Origin of the sequence: Massilia sp. YIM B02443 (genome assembly GCF_030411955.1) — a bacterium.
In the GTDB taxonomy this organism is placed as follows: domain Bacteria; phylum Pseudomonadota; class Gammaproteobacteria; order Burkholderiales; family Burkholderiaceae_D; genus Telluria.
Genome location: NZ_JASNRA010000012.1, coordinates 1 through 15,328, shown reverse-complemented (window position 1 = coordinate 15,328; position 15,328 = coordinate 1). Strand labels below are relative to the sequence as shown.

The following is a 15,328-nucleotide window of genomic DNA, read 5'->3' as shown; positions in this document are numbered from 1 at the left end:
CCATGCGCTACTTTCACTGATGCGCCGCTTACTTGTCGAGCAGCTTGAGGATCTTGTCGGTGATGTCGACGCGCGGGCTGACCCACGCCGCCTCGACCAGCACGGCGTCGAGCTTTTCCTGTTCGGCGACCTGCTCCACCAATTTATAGGCTTTCTGCGCAATCGCGGCGCGCTCTTCGTTCTTGCGCTGCTGCAGGTCTTCCTGGAACTCGCGCTGCATGCGCTCGACGTCCTTCTGCATGTTGTACAGCTCGCGCGCGCGGCGGGTGCGATCGAGTTCGCCCAGGCCGGCCGCCTCGGCGTCGAACTTTTCCGAGGTCTGCTTGAACTTGGCGACCATCTCTTCGACCGCCTTCTGGCGCTTGGAGAATTCGGCCGTCAGCTTGGCGTCGGCATTCTTCGCCATCTTGGAGTCGGTCATCAGGCGCTCGGTGTACACGAAGCCGATGCGGCTGGTGGTCACCTGTGCCTGGGCCGCCGGGGCGGCCAGCGTGGCGGCCAGCGCCGCCAGCGCCAGTGCGCCGGACAATGCATTGGGCAGCGAGCTAAGTGGATTTTTCAACATAAGTCTCTCGCAATCGTTCATGGTGACGCCGGATGCCGCGTTCGAATGTGCTCGACCTGCGGCGATCAGAAGCCGGTACCCATCTGGAACTGGAAGCGTTCCAGGCGGTCGCCCGGCAGCGCGTTCAACGGCTTAGCATAACTCAACTTGAGCGGACCCACCGGCGAAATCCAGGACAGGCCGATACCGGCCGAATAGCGGAATTCGCTCAGGCGCATCTTGGCGTCTTCCTGGAACACCTGGCCGCCGTCGGCGAAGGTGAACCAGCGCAGGCTGCGGTCGGTGCCGCTGCCCGGGAACGGGAAGTGCAGCTCGGCGTTGACGATCACGCGCTTGGAGCCGCCGATCGCATCGTAGTAGTTGGGATCGACCACGCCCAGCGACGAGCTTTCGTAGCCGCGCACCGAGCCGATGCCGCCGGCGTAGAAATTCTTGAAGACCGGGTAGGCGCTGTCGCCGATGCCCTTGCCGTAATCGAGTTCGCCGCGCAGGGCCAGCGTCATCCAGCGCGTGACCGGACGCCACCACTGGTGCTCGTAGACCATCCGGTAGTACTTGGCGTCGCCGATCGCGTCGACCTCGAGGTTGGCACGCTGGTAGCGGCCGCGGGTCGGGGTCACCGAGCTGTCGCGGGTGTCGCGACCCCAGGCCGCGGTCAGCGGGATGGCGTTGGTGGTGGCGGTGCCGACGCCGCTGGCCGGGCCGCCGTTCTGGCGCACGAACTGCTGGTAGATCGCCGGCGACGTGGCGTCGGTTTCCAGCTCGGTGCGTTCCAGGCCGGCGCCGAAGTAGACGGTGTCGGTTTCCGAGAACGGCACGCCGAAGGTCATGTTGCCGCCCACCTGGCGCACCGTGTACGAACCGATGTTCAGCGCCGGCGGACGCGAGGTGCGCAGGTACAGCTGGAAGGCGCGCGAGACGCCGTCGTCGGTGAAGTACGGATTGGTGTTCGAGAACGCGATCGTGCGGTTGTACTTGCTGGTGTTCAGTTCGATGCCGACCGTGTTGCCGCTGCCGGCGAAGTTGGCCTGCGAGATCGACGCGGTGAAGGTGAACTTCTCGGACTGCGAGAACGCGCCGCCGATCATGAAGTTGCCGGTCGGGCGCTCTTCGACCACCACGTTGACGTCGACCTGGTCAGAGGTGCCCGGCGACTCCGGGGTCTCGATCTTGACGTCCTTGAAGTAGCCGAGGCGGTCGACGCGGTCGCGCGAGAGCTTGACGCGGTTGGCGTCGTACCACGAGCTTTCGAACTGGCGGAATTCGCGGCGGATCACTTCGTCGCGGGTCACGGTATTGCCCGAGATGTTCATGTGGCGCACGTAGGCGCGCTTGCCCGGATCGACGAAGAAGGTAAACGCGACTTCGCGCTTCTCGCGATTGAGTTCGGGATTGGCCGTCACGTTGGCGAAGGCGTAGCCGAAGGTGCCGAGGCGGTCCGAGATCAGCTTGTTGGTCTGTTCCTGCAGGTCGCCGACGTAGGTTTTACCGGGCTGCAGCAGAATTAATTGCTTAAGCTCGTCCTCGCGGCCGAACATCTCGCCTTCGAGCTTGACGCTGCTGACGGTGTACTTCTCGCCCTCGGTGATGTTCAGGGTCAGGTAGATGTCGCGCTTGTCCGGGGTGATCGAGACCTGGGTCGATTCGACGTTGGCTTCCAGGTAGCCGTGATTCAGGTACCAGGACTTGATGGTTTCCAGGTCGCCGGTCAGCTTCTGCTTGGAATACTGGTCGGCCTTCGAATACCAGGTGAACCAGCCCGAGGTCGACAGCTGCAGCAGTTCGCGCAGCTGCTTGTCGCTGAAGGCCTTGTTGCCGATGATGTTGATGCCCTTGATCTTGGCGACTTCGCCTTCGTCGACGTTGAACATGACCGTCACGCGGTTACGTTCGATCGGGGTCACGGTGGTGGTGATCTTGACGCCATACAGGCCATGCGACAGATACTGGCGCTTCAGCTCTTGCTCGGCGCGGTCGACCGACGCCTTGTCGAAGATGCGGGTCTCGGCCACGCCGATTTCGCGCAGCGCCTTGACCAGCATGTCCTTTTCGAATTCCTTGGTGCCGGTGAAGTCCACCGAGCTGATGGCAGGACGCTCTTCGACCAGCACCACCAGCACGCCGTTTTCTTCTTCCAGGCGGATGTCCTTGAAGAAGCCGGTCGCGTACAGGGCCTTGATCGCGGTGGTCGCCTTGGCGTCGTCGAAGGTCTCGCCCACGCGCACCGGCAGATAGCTGAACACCGTGCCCGCTTCGGTGCGCTGGATGCCCTCGACCCGGATGTCCTTGACGACGAACGGGTTGACGGCAAGCGCATTACCGGCGCACAGGGCCAGGACGGCCGCGCCGATCATGCTGCGACGAATGAACGGCAGTGCAAAACGAGCTGGTTGTGATTTCATTGGCTGGATCAAAGGGTCAGTCATTTGGACAACGAATACATATTGTTTTTTGCCGGTGCATCGGGCTGGTTTATCGGACCGCTATTCGGTCTTTATTAGAACAGCCGCACCAGGTCATTGAAGACAGCGAGCGCCATCAGCATGAACAACAGGCCGACTCCGGCGCGCTGTGCGATCTCGCCGACGCGCGCTGGAAGAGGACGACCGGTCAAAACTTCCAGCGAATAATACAGTAAATGGCCACCATCCAGAACTGGAATTGGTAACAAATTCATTACGCCTAAGCTAATACTAATAAAGGCGATGAACTGTAAATAGCTCACCAGGCCGATGCGCGCGGTCTGTCCGGCATAGTCGGCGATGGTGATCGGACCGGTCACGTTCTTCCACGACGCTTCTCCGGTGAGCATCTTGCCGATCATCTTGAGCGTCATGATGCTGGTGTCCCAGGTGCGTTCGGCGCCGCGCGCGATGGCCTCGAACGGGCCGGAAGTCACGGTCACCATTTCCGGCGCCTGCGCCACCATCACGCGGATCACGCCCGTGCCCTTGCCGTCGTTCTCCGGGGTCAAAGGCAGCGTCACCGTGCGGCCGCCACGGTCGACGTCCAGCTGCAGGGTCTTGCCGGGCGCGCCGCGCACTGCCTCGATGAAGGCGATGCCGTCGACCACCGGGCGGCCGTCGACGCGCAGCACCAGGTCGTCCTTTTGCAGGCCGGCGCGCTGCCCTGCCCCGCCGGCCAGCACGTCCTGCACGCGCGGCGCCGGACGCCACGGGCTCATGCCGAGCGCGTCCATCACATCGCCTTCGACGTCCAGCGCGCCGACGGTGGCGGCGGGAATCGTGGCCGAATAGGTGCCGCCGTGGTCGCCGCGCAGTTCCAGGCGGGCATCAAGCTTGTCGACCGCCGCATGCATCACCTGCCAGCGCAGTTCGGACCACGAGCGCACCGGATTGCCGTTGACGGCGGTGACGGTGTCGCCACCGCGCATGCCGGCCTGGTGCGCAAGCGAGGTTTCCGGCAGCGCGCGCAGGCGCGCCGACGGTTCGTCGACGCCATGCATATACAGCGCCGCCATCAGCCCAATCGCCACCAGGAAGTTCGCCATCGGACCGGCGGCGACGATGGCGATGCGTTTCCACACGCTCTGACGTGTGAATTCGCGCTCCAGGTCGGCGTCGTCCTTGGGCGCGGTTTCGGGATCGCGGCTGTCGAGCATCTTGACGTAGCCGCCCAGCGGCAAGGCCGAGACCGCCCATTCGGTCTGGTCGCGGCCGAAGCGGCGCGACCAGACGACGCGGCCCATGCCGACCGAGAAGCGCAGCACCCGAACGCCGCACAGGCGCGCGACCAGGTAATGACCCAGTTCGTGGATCACGATCAGGGGACCGAGCGCCAGCACGAAAGCCAGCACGGTAGTAAAGAAGTTCATGGCAGCTTGGAAGACAGGTCGAGGCCGGGTTCAGTTCCGTATTTCAGTGACAAAGCTCAGTGACAAAGCTCAGTGACGCAGGCGCGCGATCTCGGCCTGGGCAGCCTCGCGTGCGCGTGCATCCTGCGCCATGACTGCCTCGATCGAGGATGCCGGGCCATGCGCGACCGCATCCATCACGCGCCGGATCACGCGGTCGATGTCGCGGAAACCGATCTGGCGTTCGAGGAAGGCCTGCACCGCCACTTCATTGGCGGCATTGAGCAATGCCGGCGCCGTGCCGCCGGCGCGCAGGGCGTCGAACGCCAGGGCCAGGCACGGGAAGCGTTCGAAGTCGGGCTGGTAGAACTGCAGCGCCGCCATTTGCGTCAGGTCGAGCTGGGCCACGCCGGAAGCGATGCGCTCGGGATAGGCCAGCGCGTGCGCGATCGGGGTGCGCATGTCCGGGTTGCCGAGCTGGGCCAGCACGGAACCGTCGACGTACGACACCATCGAGTGGATCACGCTTTGCGGGTGGATCACCACTTCGATCAGGTCGGCCGGGGCGCCGAACAGCCAGTGGGCCTCGATCACTTCCAGGCCCTTGTTCATCATGGTGGCCGAGTCGACCGAGATCTTGCGGCCCATCGACCAGTTCGGATGCTTGCAGGCTTCTTCCGGCGTGACCTGTTCCAGCGTCTCGACGGCGCGATTGAGGAACGGGCCGCCCGAGGCGGTCAGCAGGACCTTGGCCACGCCGGCGGCGTTCGGGTCACGCGCGTAATTGCCCGGCAGCGATTGGAAGATCGCGTTGTGCTCACTGTCGATCGGCAGGAGCGTGGCGCGGTGCTCGCGTACGGCGTCCATGAACAGCTGACCGGACATCACCAGCGCTTCCTTGTTCGCCAGCAGCACTTTCTTGCCGGCGCGGGCGGCGGCCAGGGTCGGGGCCAGGCCGGCGGCGCCGACGATGGCGGCCATCACGGTATCGGTGTCGGGCGACGCGGCGATGTCGCACAGCGCCTGTTCGCCGTATTCGATGTCGATGGCGAGGTCCTGCAGCAGCGCCTGCAGGCGCGCTGCCGCATCCGCCGTGCCGACCACCGCGCGCTGCGGGCGGTGGATGCGGCAGGCGGCGGCCAGTTCCTCGACGCGGCTGTGGGCGCTCAGCGCGTATACCTGATAGCGCTCGGGATGACGCGCCAGCACGTCGAGGGTCGAGGCGCCGATCGAACCGGTGGCGCCCAGGATGGTGATGCGTTGCATGTGAACTTCCTTCTAGAGCCAGGTGGCGGCGAGCGCCGCCAGTGGCAGGACCGGCACCAGTGCGTCGATCCGGTCCAGCACGCCGCCGTGGCCAGGCAGCAGGTTGCTGCTGTCCTTCATGCCGGCGCGGCGCTTGAGCTGGGATTCGAACAGGTCGCCGACGATGCTGGCGGCGACGATGAGGATCAGGATGGCGAACAGGCCGAGCCAGCCGAAACTGGCCTGGACCTGCACCGCGAAGGTATTGGCCAGCGCTTCGCCGCCGAACAGCACGGTAAGCGTGGCCAGGATCAGCGTGACGATGCCGCCGCCGATCGCGCCTTCCCACGACTTGCCCGGCGAAATGGTCGGGGCCAATTTGTTCTTGCCAAAGGTCTTGCCGCACACATAGGCAAAGATGTCGGCCGACCACACGATGGCCAGCACCGACAGCAGGAACAGCGCCGAATACTGGTACAGGGTGACGATGGCGGCGAAACACGCCACCAGGCCGAGCGCGTACAGGACGCTGAGCAGCGTGTTGCCGGTGCTGTTCAGCGGCGGCAGGCCGAACTTGAGGGTTGGCGTGAAGCGCAGCACCCACAGCAGCACCCCGATCGCGAACCAGAACGTGGGGTTGGCCTGGCCGGCACCGAAGAAAGTATAGGCGAACACGGCGGTCCAGACGACCGCGATCAGCACCGCGCGCTTGTTGCCCGGATTGAAGAGGCGGAAACACTCCCAGATCGCGGCGCCGAAGAACACCGACGCGACAACCGCGAACGCCATGTAGTTATTGGAATACAGGACTGGCAGCAATACTGCCAGCAGGACGAGCGCGGTAATGATCCGGGTTTTGAGCATGCGGTGGTCTGTTAGTTGGTCTTGTTCGCTACCTGGGCGCCGGTCTGTCCGAAGCGCCGTTCGCGTTCCTGGTAGGAGCGGATCGCTGCGTCCAGCGCTTCGGGCGTGAAATCGGGCCAGAAGGTATCGGTGAAATACAGTTCCGAATAGGCCAGCTGCCACAGCAGGAAATTCGAGATCCGTTCTTCGCCGCCGGTACGGATGAACAGGTCGGGCTCGGGCGCGTACGCCATCGCCAGGTGCGGCGCCAGCATCTCTTCGGTAAATTCCGTTGCGCCCGGATTGGCCTGCACCATCTTCCCGGTTGCCTGCATGATATCCCAGCGTCCGCCGTAGTTGGCGCACACGCTGACCGTCAGGCGGCTGTTACCGGCGGTACGGCGCTCGGCGTTGGCGATCATTTCCTGCAGCTTGGGGTCGAAGCGGCTGAGGTCTCCCACCACTTTCAGGCGGATGTTATTCGCGTGCATCTTCGACACTTCGCGCTCGAGCGCGGTGACGAACAGGCGCATCAGTAGCGAGACTTCCTCGGCCGGGCGGCGCCAGTTCTCGGACGAGAAGGCGAACAGGGTCAGGTACTCGACCCCGCGTTCGACGCAGGCCTCGACCACGCCGCGCACGGCTTCCACACCCTTGACGTGGCCGGCGACGCGCGGCAGCAGGCGTTTAGTGGCCCAACGGCCATTGCCATCCATAATGATGGCGACATGGCGCGGCACACGGGGCGCGTCGGGAACAGCGGCGGTCGAACTTTTGAATATCATAAATCCACGAGACTACGGCAGGAATCCTGCGTCAGGGCAGCGGCTCAAGGCACGGCCGCGCGGCAGGTATTGCTAGATGGCTAATCAGTAAAGCGCCCATCATAAGGCAGCGGACCGGCCGCGGCAAGTTGCCGGGGCCGGTCCGCGGGGTGCCGGATGGCTGGACGGGATTTACACCGTCAGGATTTCTTTTTCTTTCTCGCCCAGCAGCTTGTCGATGTCGGCCACGGCCTTGTCGGTCAGCTTCTGGATTTCGTCCGATGCGCGGCGCTCGTCGTCTTCCGACGCGGTCTTGTCTTTGACCATTTTCTTCAGCGCTTCGTTGGCATCGCGACGGATATTGCGCACGGCAATCTTCGCATCTTCGCCTTCCGACTTGGTCAGCTTGACCATTTCCTTGCGGCGCTCTTCGGTCAGCGGCGGGGTCGGCACGCGGATCATGTCGCCCTGCGACGACGGGTTCAGGCCCAGGTCGGCGTCACGGATGGCTTTTTCGATGGTGCTCAGCATTTTCTTTTCAAATGGCTGGACACCGATGGTGCGTGCATCGACCAGGGTCAGGTTGGCGACCATCGGCAGCGCGGTCGGCGAACCGTAGTATTCGACCATCACGTGGTCGAGGATGCCGGTGTGGGCGCGGCCGGTGCGGACCTTGGCCAGGTCGGCCTTCAGGGTCTCGATGGACTTGGCCATGCGATCCTGGGCATTTTTCTTTACGTCAGCTAAGGACATGCTGCTCTCCTGTTATTTCAGTGTTGATCAAACGTGGACCAGTGTACCTTCGTCTTCGCCCATCACGACACGGGTCAGTGCGCCCGGCTTGACGATGGAGAAGACCTTGATCGGCAGCTTCTGGTCGCGGCACAGGGCGAACGCGGTGGCGTCCATCACCTGCAGGTGCTTGGCGATCGCTTCGTCGAAGGTGATCGATTCGTAGCGGGTCGCGTTCGGGTCTTTCTTGGGGTCGGCGGTGTACACGCCATCGACCTTGGTTGCCTTCAGGACAATCTCGGCCGAGATCTCGGCGCCGCGCAGGGCGGCGGCGGTGTCGGTGGTGAAGAACGGGTTGCCGGTGCCGGCGGCGAACACGACGACCTTGCCCTCTTCCAGGTATTGCAGGGCTTTCGGGCGCACGTAGGGCTCGACCACCTGCTCGATGCCGATCGCCGACATCACGCGCGCGGTGATGCCGACGTGGCGCATGGCGTCGGCCAGGGCCAGCGCGTTCATGACCGTGGCCAGCATGCCCATGTAGTCGGCGGTGGCACGGTCCATGCCCTGGGCGCCGGGAGCGACGCCGCGGAAGATGTTGCCGCCGCCAATCACCACCGCCACCTGCACGCCCAGCTTCGCCACTTCCGCCACGTCGGCCACCATGCGCTCGATGGTCGCGCGGTTGATGCCGAACTGGTCGTCACCCATCAGCGCTTCGCCAGACAGTTTCAGGAGGACTCGTTGGTAGGCTGGTTTTGTCATGATGAAGCGGCTCCTAATAAATTGTTTCGAATTCGGGTCTGACCGGGCCCGGGGCCGCTGGTCTCATCTGTCGGGGACGGATGGCATTCTAAGGCGGACGCTGCGACGAAGGCGCAGCGCAGGAGCATGGCCACGCACGCAAGGTGTCCACCTTAAAAAAACGGGCCTCACGGCCCGCTTTTGCGATTACTGCTTGTTGGCAGCCATCTGTGCCGCGACTTCGGCTGCGAAGTCGTCGACCTTCTTCTCGATGCCCTCGCCCACCACATACATGGTGAAGCCCTTGACGGTCGTGTTCGATGCCTTCAGGTACTGTTCGATCGACTGCTTGTCGTTCTTCACGAATGCCTGGTTCAGCAGCGAGACTTCTTTCAGGTACTTCTGGATCGAGCCTTCGATGCGCTTGGCAACGATCTCGTCCGACTGCACTGGCTTGCCGGCGGCGACAGCGGCGTCCGCGTCTTCCTTGGCCTTCAGTTGTGCAACCGAACGCTCTTTTTCGATCATTTCAGCAGGCACTTGCTCCGACGACAGCGAGACTGGCTTCATGGCAGCGATGTGCATGGCCAGGTCCTTGCCGACTTGCTCGTCCGAACCCTCGAAATCGACGATGACGCCGATACGGGTGCCGTGCAGGTACGACGCCAGCTTGCCGGTGGTTTCGAAACGCTGGAAGCGGCGCACGGTCATATTCTCACCGATTTTGCCGATCAGCGCAGTGCGCACGTCGTCGAAGGTCTTGCCGTCGTGCGGCAGGGCTGCCAGGGCGGCGACATCAAGCGGGTTGTTTTCGGCGACCAGCTTGGCGGCCAGGTTGACCATGGCCAGGAACTCATCGTTCTTGGCGACGAAGTCGGTTTCGCTGTTGACTTCGACGATCGCGCCGACGTTGCCCGAAATGTAGGTGGCGACCACGCCTTCGGCGGTCACGCGTGCCGATGCCTTCGATGCCTTGCCGCCCAGCTTGACGCGCAGGATCTCTTCAGCACGACCCATGTCGCCGTCGGCTTCGGTCAGTGCCTTCTTGCATTCCATCATTGGCGCGTCGGTCTTCGCGCGCAGTTCGCCCACCATTGCTGCAGTAATCGCTGCCATGTTCTGTTCTCCTAAATGGTTATCCAGGGTGCCGGCCGCCATGCAAGGCGACCCGCGTAAATTCTTCAGCTTAAAAAAAGGGGGTGCTCGTGTGCGGCGCCCCCTTCGATTCCCGTGCGGGCGTCACGCCCGCAAGGAATTATGCCTGCTCGGAGACTTCGACGAAGTCGTCGCCGCCGGCCTTGACCATCTCAACGACTTCGTTGGTGGCGTTGGCGCGGCCTTCCAGGATCGCATCGGCGACGCCGCGTGCGTACAGGGTGATTGCCTTCGACGAGTCGTCGTTGCCTGGGATGACGTGGGTCACGCCTTCTGGCGAGTGGTTGGTGTCGACGATGCCGATGACCGGGATGCCCAGCTTGCCGGCTTCGGTGATCGCGCCCTTGTGGTAGCCGACGTCGACGACGAAGATCGCGTCAGGCACGCCGCCCAGGTCCTTGATGCCGCCGATCGACTTCTGCAGCTTTTCCATTTCGCGCGAGAACATCAGCGCTTCTTTCTTCGACATCTTCTCGACCGAACCGTCTTCGATCTGGGCTTCCATGTCTTTCAGGCGCTTGATCGAGGTCTTGATGGTCTTGAAGTTGGTCAGCATGCCGCCCAGCCAGCGCTGGTCGACGTATGGCACGCCGGCGCGCTGCGCTTCAGCAGCGATGATGTCGCGTGCTTGACGCTTGGTGCCGACCATCAGGATGGTGCCGCGGTTGGCCGAGATCTGCTTGATGGTCTTCATCGCATCCTGGTACATCGCCATGGTTTTTTCCAGGTTGATGATGTGGATCTTGTTGCGATGACCGAAGATGAACGGTGCCATCTTTGGGTTCCAGAAACGGGTCTGGTGGCCGAAGTGGATACCGGCTTCCAGCATTTCACGCATAGTAACGGACATGTAATTCTCCAGGGTTGGGTCTTGAATGTGGCCAGTCACCAAATAGGCACCCTTGTAGGGCCACACTCGCGATTTCACTAAAAATAAAAGACTGTTTTTACAACATTGCCCGATGCGAATCGGAGCAACCCGAGATTCTAGCGGGATTTGTCCATTTTTTCAAGCGTGCAAAGACCGGCAAAAAGCGACCCGCTCCTCGGGGCAGTCGACTTCCCTTATAATGAACCGATATCGTCCGGGCAAGCTTCGACGTCAAGCGCCCGGCTCAACCGTTTTTGCAGGATACGACACCCCATGGTCTCCCCCATCAAGACTCCGGAAGAAATCGAAGGCATGCGCGTGGCGTGCCGCCTCGGCTCGGAAGTGCTCGACTACATCACCCCCTTCATCAAGCCCGGCGTCACCACGCTCGAGCTCGACCGCCTGGCGCACGACTACATGGTCAACGTCCAGGGCACGGTCCCGGCCACGCTGAACTATGCGCCGCCGGGCTATCCGCCGTTCCCGGGCTCGATCTGCACATCGCTCAACGACGTGATCTGCCACGGCATCCCGGGCGAGCGCGTGTTGAAATCGGGCGACGCCCTGAACATCGACATCACCCCGATCACCAAGGACGGCTTCCACGGCGACAACAGCCGCATGTTCCTGGTCGGCGAACCGTCGATCATGGCGCGCCGCCTGTCCGAGATCACCTTCGAGTGCATGTGGCTCGGCATCGCCGCGGTCAAGCCGGGCGCCCACCTGGGCGACATCGGCCATGCGATCCAGAAGCACGCGGAAAAGAACGGCTACAGCGTGGTGCGCGAATTCTGCGGCCACGGCGTCGGCCGCGTGTTCCACGAAGAGCCGCAGGTGCTGCACTACGGCCGTCCGGGCACGCTGGAAGAGCTCAAGCCCGGCATGATCTTCACCATCGAGCCGATGATCAACGCCGGCCGCCGCGACATCAAGGAAATGCCGGACGGCTGGACCATCAAGACCAAGGACCGCAGCCTGTCGGCGCAATGGGAGCACACGGTGCTGGTCACCGAAACCGGGGTCGAAGTCCTGACCATGTCGGCCGGCAGCCCGCCGCCGCCCGCGATCGTGCTGCCGCTGCTGGGCGAAGCGGCGATCCCGCAAGCCGCTGCCGCAGCTTCCACAGTCGCGGCGTAACACCATGGGACAGGCCGCCGTCCTCGAAGCCGCGCGCACTACCTTGCGCGCCCGCCTGAAATCCGAACGCCAGCTGATCTTCCAGGCGTTCCAGGAGGACGGCAAGCCCGAGAAGCTGCTGCGCAACCTGCGCCAGTGCGTGGACGGCGTGCTCACCGACGCCTGGCGCGCGGCCGGCTTGCCCGAACACACCGCGCTGGTCGGCGTGGGCGGCTACGGACGCGGCGAACTGTTTCCCTATTCCGACGTCGACCTCCTGATCCTGCTCGGCCGTCCGGCTGACGCGATCACGCAAGCGCGCCTGGAAAGCCTGGTCCAGCTGCTGTGGGACCTGGGGCTGGAGATCGGCCACAGCATCCGCACCGTGGACGAGTGCATGGTCGAATCGAACGCCGACATCACCGTGCAAACCAGCCTGCTGGAAGCGCGGCAGGTAGCCGGCGACGGCGCGCTGTTCGAAGAACTGCAGCGGCGCTACCGCGACCAGCTCGATCCGCAAGCCTTCTTCCAGGCCAAGACCGCCGAGATGCGGCTGCGCCACGCCAAGTACGAATACACGGCCTTTGCGCTGGAACCGAATTGCAAGGAAAGCCCGGGCGCGCTGCGCGACCTGCAGGTGATCCTGTGGGTGGCCAAGGCCGCCGGCCTGGCCGACAGCTGGGGCCAGCTCGCCACGCGCGGGCTGATCACGCGCATGGAAGCGCGCCAGCTGATGGAAAAGGAGCGCGCCTTCAAGGACATCCGCATCCGCCTGCACCTGCACACCAAACGCCGCGAAGACCGGCTGGTGTTCGACGTCCAGACCGCGATCGCGAAAACGCTCGGGCTGGAGGACGCCGGCGAAGGCCCGGACGCGCGCCGCGCCAGCGAATTCCTGATGCAGCGCTACTACTGGGCCGCCAAGACCGTCACCCAGCTGAACACCATCCTGCTGCAGGACATCGAGGCCCAGCTGTTCCCGCAGCCGGCGGTGCCGTTCCCGATCGGCCCTTATTTCAACCAGGTGGGCAGCCTGATCGACGTGGTGCACGACGAGACCTTCGAGCGCCATCCGCCGGCGATCCTGGAACTGTTCGTGGCCATGACCGAGCGGCGCGAACTGAAGGGCCTGAGCGCGCGCGCCACGCGCGCCCTGTGGCATGCGCGCACGCGCATCGACGACGCCTTCCGCGCCGACCCGGGCAACCGCGCGCTGTTCCTGCGCATCCTGCAAGCGCCGCGCGGCCTGGTGCACGCGCTGCGCCGCATGAACGAATTCGGCATCCTGGGACGCTACCTGCCGGCCTTCCGCAAGATCGTCGGCCAGATGCAGCACGACCTGTTCCACGTCTACACCGTGGACCAGCACATCCTGATGGTGGTGCGCAACCTGCGCCGCTTCACGATGCCCGAGCACGCGCACGAATACCCGTTCTGCAGCCAGCTCATCGCGGACTTCCACGACCGCTGGGTGCTGTACGTGGCGGCCCTGTTCCACGACATCGCCAAGGGCCGTGGCGGCGACCACTCGAAGCTGGGCATGGAAGATGCCGAGCAGTTTTGCCGTGCCCACGGATTGAGCGAGGAAGACACCGAACTGGTGGTGTTCCTGGTCGAGCAGCACCTGACCATGTCCACGGTGGCGCAGAAGCAGGACCTGTCCGATCCGGACGTGATCTCCTCGTTTGCCGCCGTGGTGAAGGACGAGCGGCACCTGACCGCGCTCTACCTCCTGACCGTGGCCGACATCCGCGGCACCAGTCCCAAGGTCTGGAACGCGTGGAAGGCCAAGCTGCTGGAAGACCTGTACAAGGTCACGCTGCGCGTGCTGGGCGGTGAACCGCACAGCGCCGACCGCGAACTGCGCACGCGGCAAAAGGAAGCGCTGGCCACGCTGCGCCTGTTCGGCCTGGACGCCAACGCCCACGAAGCGCTGTGGAAGCAGCTCGACGTCGCCTACTTCCTGCGCCACGACGCCTCCGACATCGCTTGGCAGACGCGCGCCCTGATCGAGAAGGTGGACAGCGACAAGCCGACCGTCAAGGCGCGCCTGGCGCCGATCGGCGAAGGCCTGCAGGTGGCGGTGTACGTCAAGGACCAGCCCGACCTGTTCGCGCGCATCTGCAGCTACTTCGACCGCAAGAACTTCAGCATCCTGGACGCCAAGATCCACACCACGCGCCACGGCTATGCGCTCGACAGCTTCCTGGTGGCGGACGAGAACTTCGCCGGCAGCTACCGCGACATCATCAGCCTGATCGAGCACGAACTGTGCGCGCTGCTGGTGTCGCAGGAAGCGCTGCCGCCGGCGGTACGCGGCCGGCTGTCGCGCATGTCGCGTACCTTCCCGATCACGCCGACGGTGGAACTGCGGCCGGACGAACGCGGCCAGTTCCACGTGCTGTCGATCGCCGCCAACGACCGCATGGGACTGCTGTACGCGATCGCCAGCGTGCTGACGCGCTATCGCATCAACCTGCACACCGCCAAGATCCTGACCCTGGGCGAACGCGTCGAGGACGTGTTCCTGATCGACGGCCCGGCGCTGAACAACGCGCGCACCCAGGTACAGCTCGAGACCGACCTGCTCGACGCGCTCAAGGTCTGATCTTTCCTTTCCCGTATTTCGATCCACTTATTTTTGCAAAGCTTCACCGATGACCGAACCGCTCCGCCTCTCCAAACGTATGTCCGAACTCGGCCTGTGCTCGCGCCGCGAAGCCGATGACTGGATCGCCCGCGGCTGGGTGCGGGTGGACGGCAAGGTGGTGTCGGAACTGGGCAGCAAGGTGCTGCCGACGCAGCGCATCACGGTCGAGCGCCAGGCCGCGGCCGAGCAGTCCAAGCGCGTCACGGTGCTGATCAACAAGCCGGTCGGTTTCGTCAGCGGCCAGGCCGAGGACGGCTATACGCCGGCGGTGGCGCTGATCAAGCCCGAGAACCGCTGGCTTGATGATCCATCGAACGAGCAGTTCCACCCGACCCAGTTGCGCAGCCTGGTGCCGTGCGGCCGTCTGGACATCGACTCGGTCGGCCTGCTGGTGCTGTCGCAGGACGGCCGCATCGCCAAGCAGTTGATCGGCGAGAACACCTCGGTCGACAAGGAATACCTGGTGCGGGTGCGCTACACCAAGCCGGGCAAGCTGCCGGACGCCGACCTCAAGAAACTGAACCACGGCCTGTGGATGGACGGCAAACCGCTGCTGCCGGCCAAGGTGCGCTGGCAGAACGACGACCAGCTGAGCTTTACGCTGAAGGAAGGCAAGAAGCGCCAGATCCGCCGCATGTGCGATATGGTGGGCCTGAAGGTGATCGGCCTGAAGCGCGTGCGCATCGGCCGCGTCAAGCTGGGAAATCTGCCGGAAGGCCAGTGGCGTTATCTGCTGCCGGAAGAGCAGTTCTAACACCCGCACAAATGCATCGTAGGGTTGGCGGCGCAGCCGCCAACCCTTGTATCTTGCTCATATTGGTGGTTAGCT

Annotated in this window: 13 protein-coding genes; 3 read left to right on the top strand and 10 right to left on the bottom strand. The window is 63.8% G+C overall.

Translation table 11 applies throughout. The features are described 5' to 3' along the window. Positions 1 to 28: 28 nt before the first annotated feature. The 10 genes from QPK27_RS13630 to rpsB form a co-directional block, all read right to left on the bottom strand. A complete protein-coding gene (locus tag QPK27_RS13630; protein ID WP_290418792.1) occupies positions 29 to 565 on the bottom strand; it encodes an OmpH family outer membrane protein in 537 nt (178 codons plus the stop codon). Between the two features lie 65 nt (positions 566 to 630). Next, entirely contained in the window at positions 631 to 2,967 is a 2,337-nt protein-coding gene (bamA, locus tag QPK27_RS13625) for an outer membrane protein assembly factor BamA (RefSeq protein ID WP_290418791.1), read from the bottom strand. A 95-nt stretch (positions 2,968 to 3,062) separates the two neighbouring features. Then, positions 3,063 to 4,400 (bottom strand): RIP metalloprotease RseP, encoded by a 1,338-nt coding sequence (gene rseP, locus QPK27_RS13620; RefSeq protein ID WP_290418790.1) that lies wholly within the window; start codon positions 4,398 to 4,400, stop codon positions 3,063 to 3,065. A 69-nt stretch (positions 4,401 to 4,469) separates the two neighbouring features. After that, positions 4,470 to 5,645: a 1-deoxy-D-xylulose-5-phosphate reductoisomerase gene (gene ispC, locus QPK27_RS13615; RefSeq protein WP_290418789.1), complete on the bottom strand. Its 1,176-nt coding sequence runs from the start codon at positions 5,643 to 5,645 to the stop codon at positions 4,470 to 4,472. Between the two features lie 12 nt (positions 5,646 to 5,657). Then, the gene (locus tag QPK27_RS13610; protein WP_290418788.1) at positions 5,658 to 6,488 is read right to left on the bottom strand and encodes a phosphatidate cytidylyltransferase; all 831 of its coding nucleotides are present in this window, start codon (positions 6,486 to 6,488) and stop codon (positions 5,658 to 5,660) included. Positions 6,489 to 6,499: 11 nt separating this feature from the next. After that, positions 6,500 to 7,252 (bottom strand): polyprenyl diphosphate synthase, encoded by a 753-nt coding sequence (gene uppS, locus QPK27_RS13605; RefSeq protein ID WP_290418787.1) that lies wholly within the window; start codon positions 7,250 to 7,252, stop codon positions 6,500 to 6,502. Positions 7,253 to 7,423: 171 nt separating this feature from the next. After that, on the bottom strand, positions 7,424 to 7,984 hold the full coding sequence (gene frr, locus QPK27_RS13600) for a ribosome recycling factor (protein WP_290418786.1): 561 nt from the start codon (positions 7,982 to 7,984) through the stop codon (positions 7,424 to 7,426). A 27-nt stretch (positions 7,985 to 8,011) separates the two neighbouring features. Beyond that, positions 8,012 to 8,728: a UMP kinase gene (pyrH, locus tag QPK27_RS13595; RefSeq protein ID WP_290418785.1), complete on the bottom strand. Its 717-nt coding sequence runs from the start codon at positions 8,726 to 8,728 to the stop codon at positions 8,012 to 8,014. 186 nt (positions 8,729 to 8,914) lie between these two features. Next, entirely contained in the window at positions 8,915 to 9,823 is a 909-nt protein-coding gene (gene tsf / locus QPK27_RS13590; RefSeq protein WP_290418784.1) for a translation elongation factor Ts, read from the bottom strand. A 139-nt stretch (positions 9,824 to 9,962) separates the two neighbouring features. Next, positions 9,963 to 10,712 carry a 30S ribosomal protein S2 gene (rpsB, locus tag QPK27_RS13585; protein WP_290418783.1) on the bottom strand — a complete coding sequence of 250 codons (750 nt, stop codon included), beginning with the start codon at positions 10,710 to 10,712 and terminating at the stop codon, positions 9,963 to 9,965. A gap of 294 nt (positions 10,713 to 11,006) precedes the next feature. Here rpsB and map point away from each other — a divergent pair, with 294 nt between their 5' ends. From map to QPK27_RS13570, 3 genes are read left to right on the top strand one after another with little or no spacing between them, the layout of a single operon-like run. Continuing rightward, positions 11,007 to 11,870, top strand: a complete 864-nt coding sequence (gene map, locus QPK27_RS13580) for a type I methionyl aminopeptidase (protein ID WP_290418782.1) — start codon at positions 11,007 to 11,009, stop codon at positions 11,868 to 11,870. 4 nt (positions 11,871 to 11,874) lie between these two features. Further along, entirely contained in the window at positions 11,875 to 14,457 is a 2,583-nt protein-coding gene (locus QPK27_RS13575) for a [protein-PII] uridylyltransferase (protein ID WP_290418781.1), read from the top strand. Positions 14,458 to 14,506: 49 nt separating this feature from the next. Further along, on the top strand, positions 14,507 to 15,253 hold the full coding sequence (locus QPK27_RS13570) for a pseudouridine synthase (protein WP_290418780.1): 747 nt from the start codon (positions 14,507 to 14,509) through the stop codon (positions 15,251 to 15,253). The last annotated feature ends 75 nt before the right edge of the window (positions 15,254 to 15,328 follow it).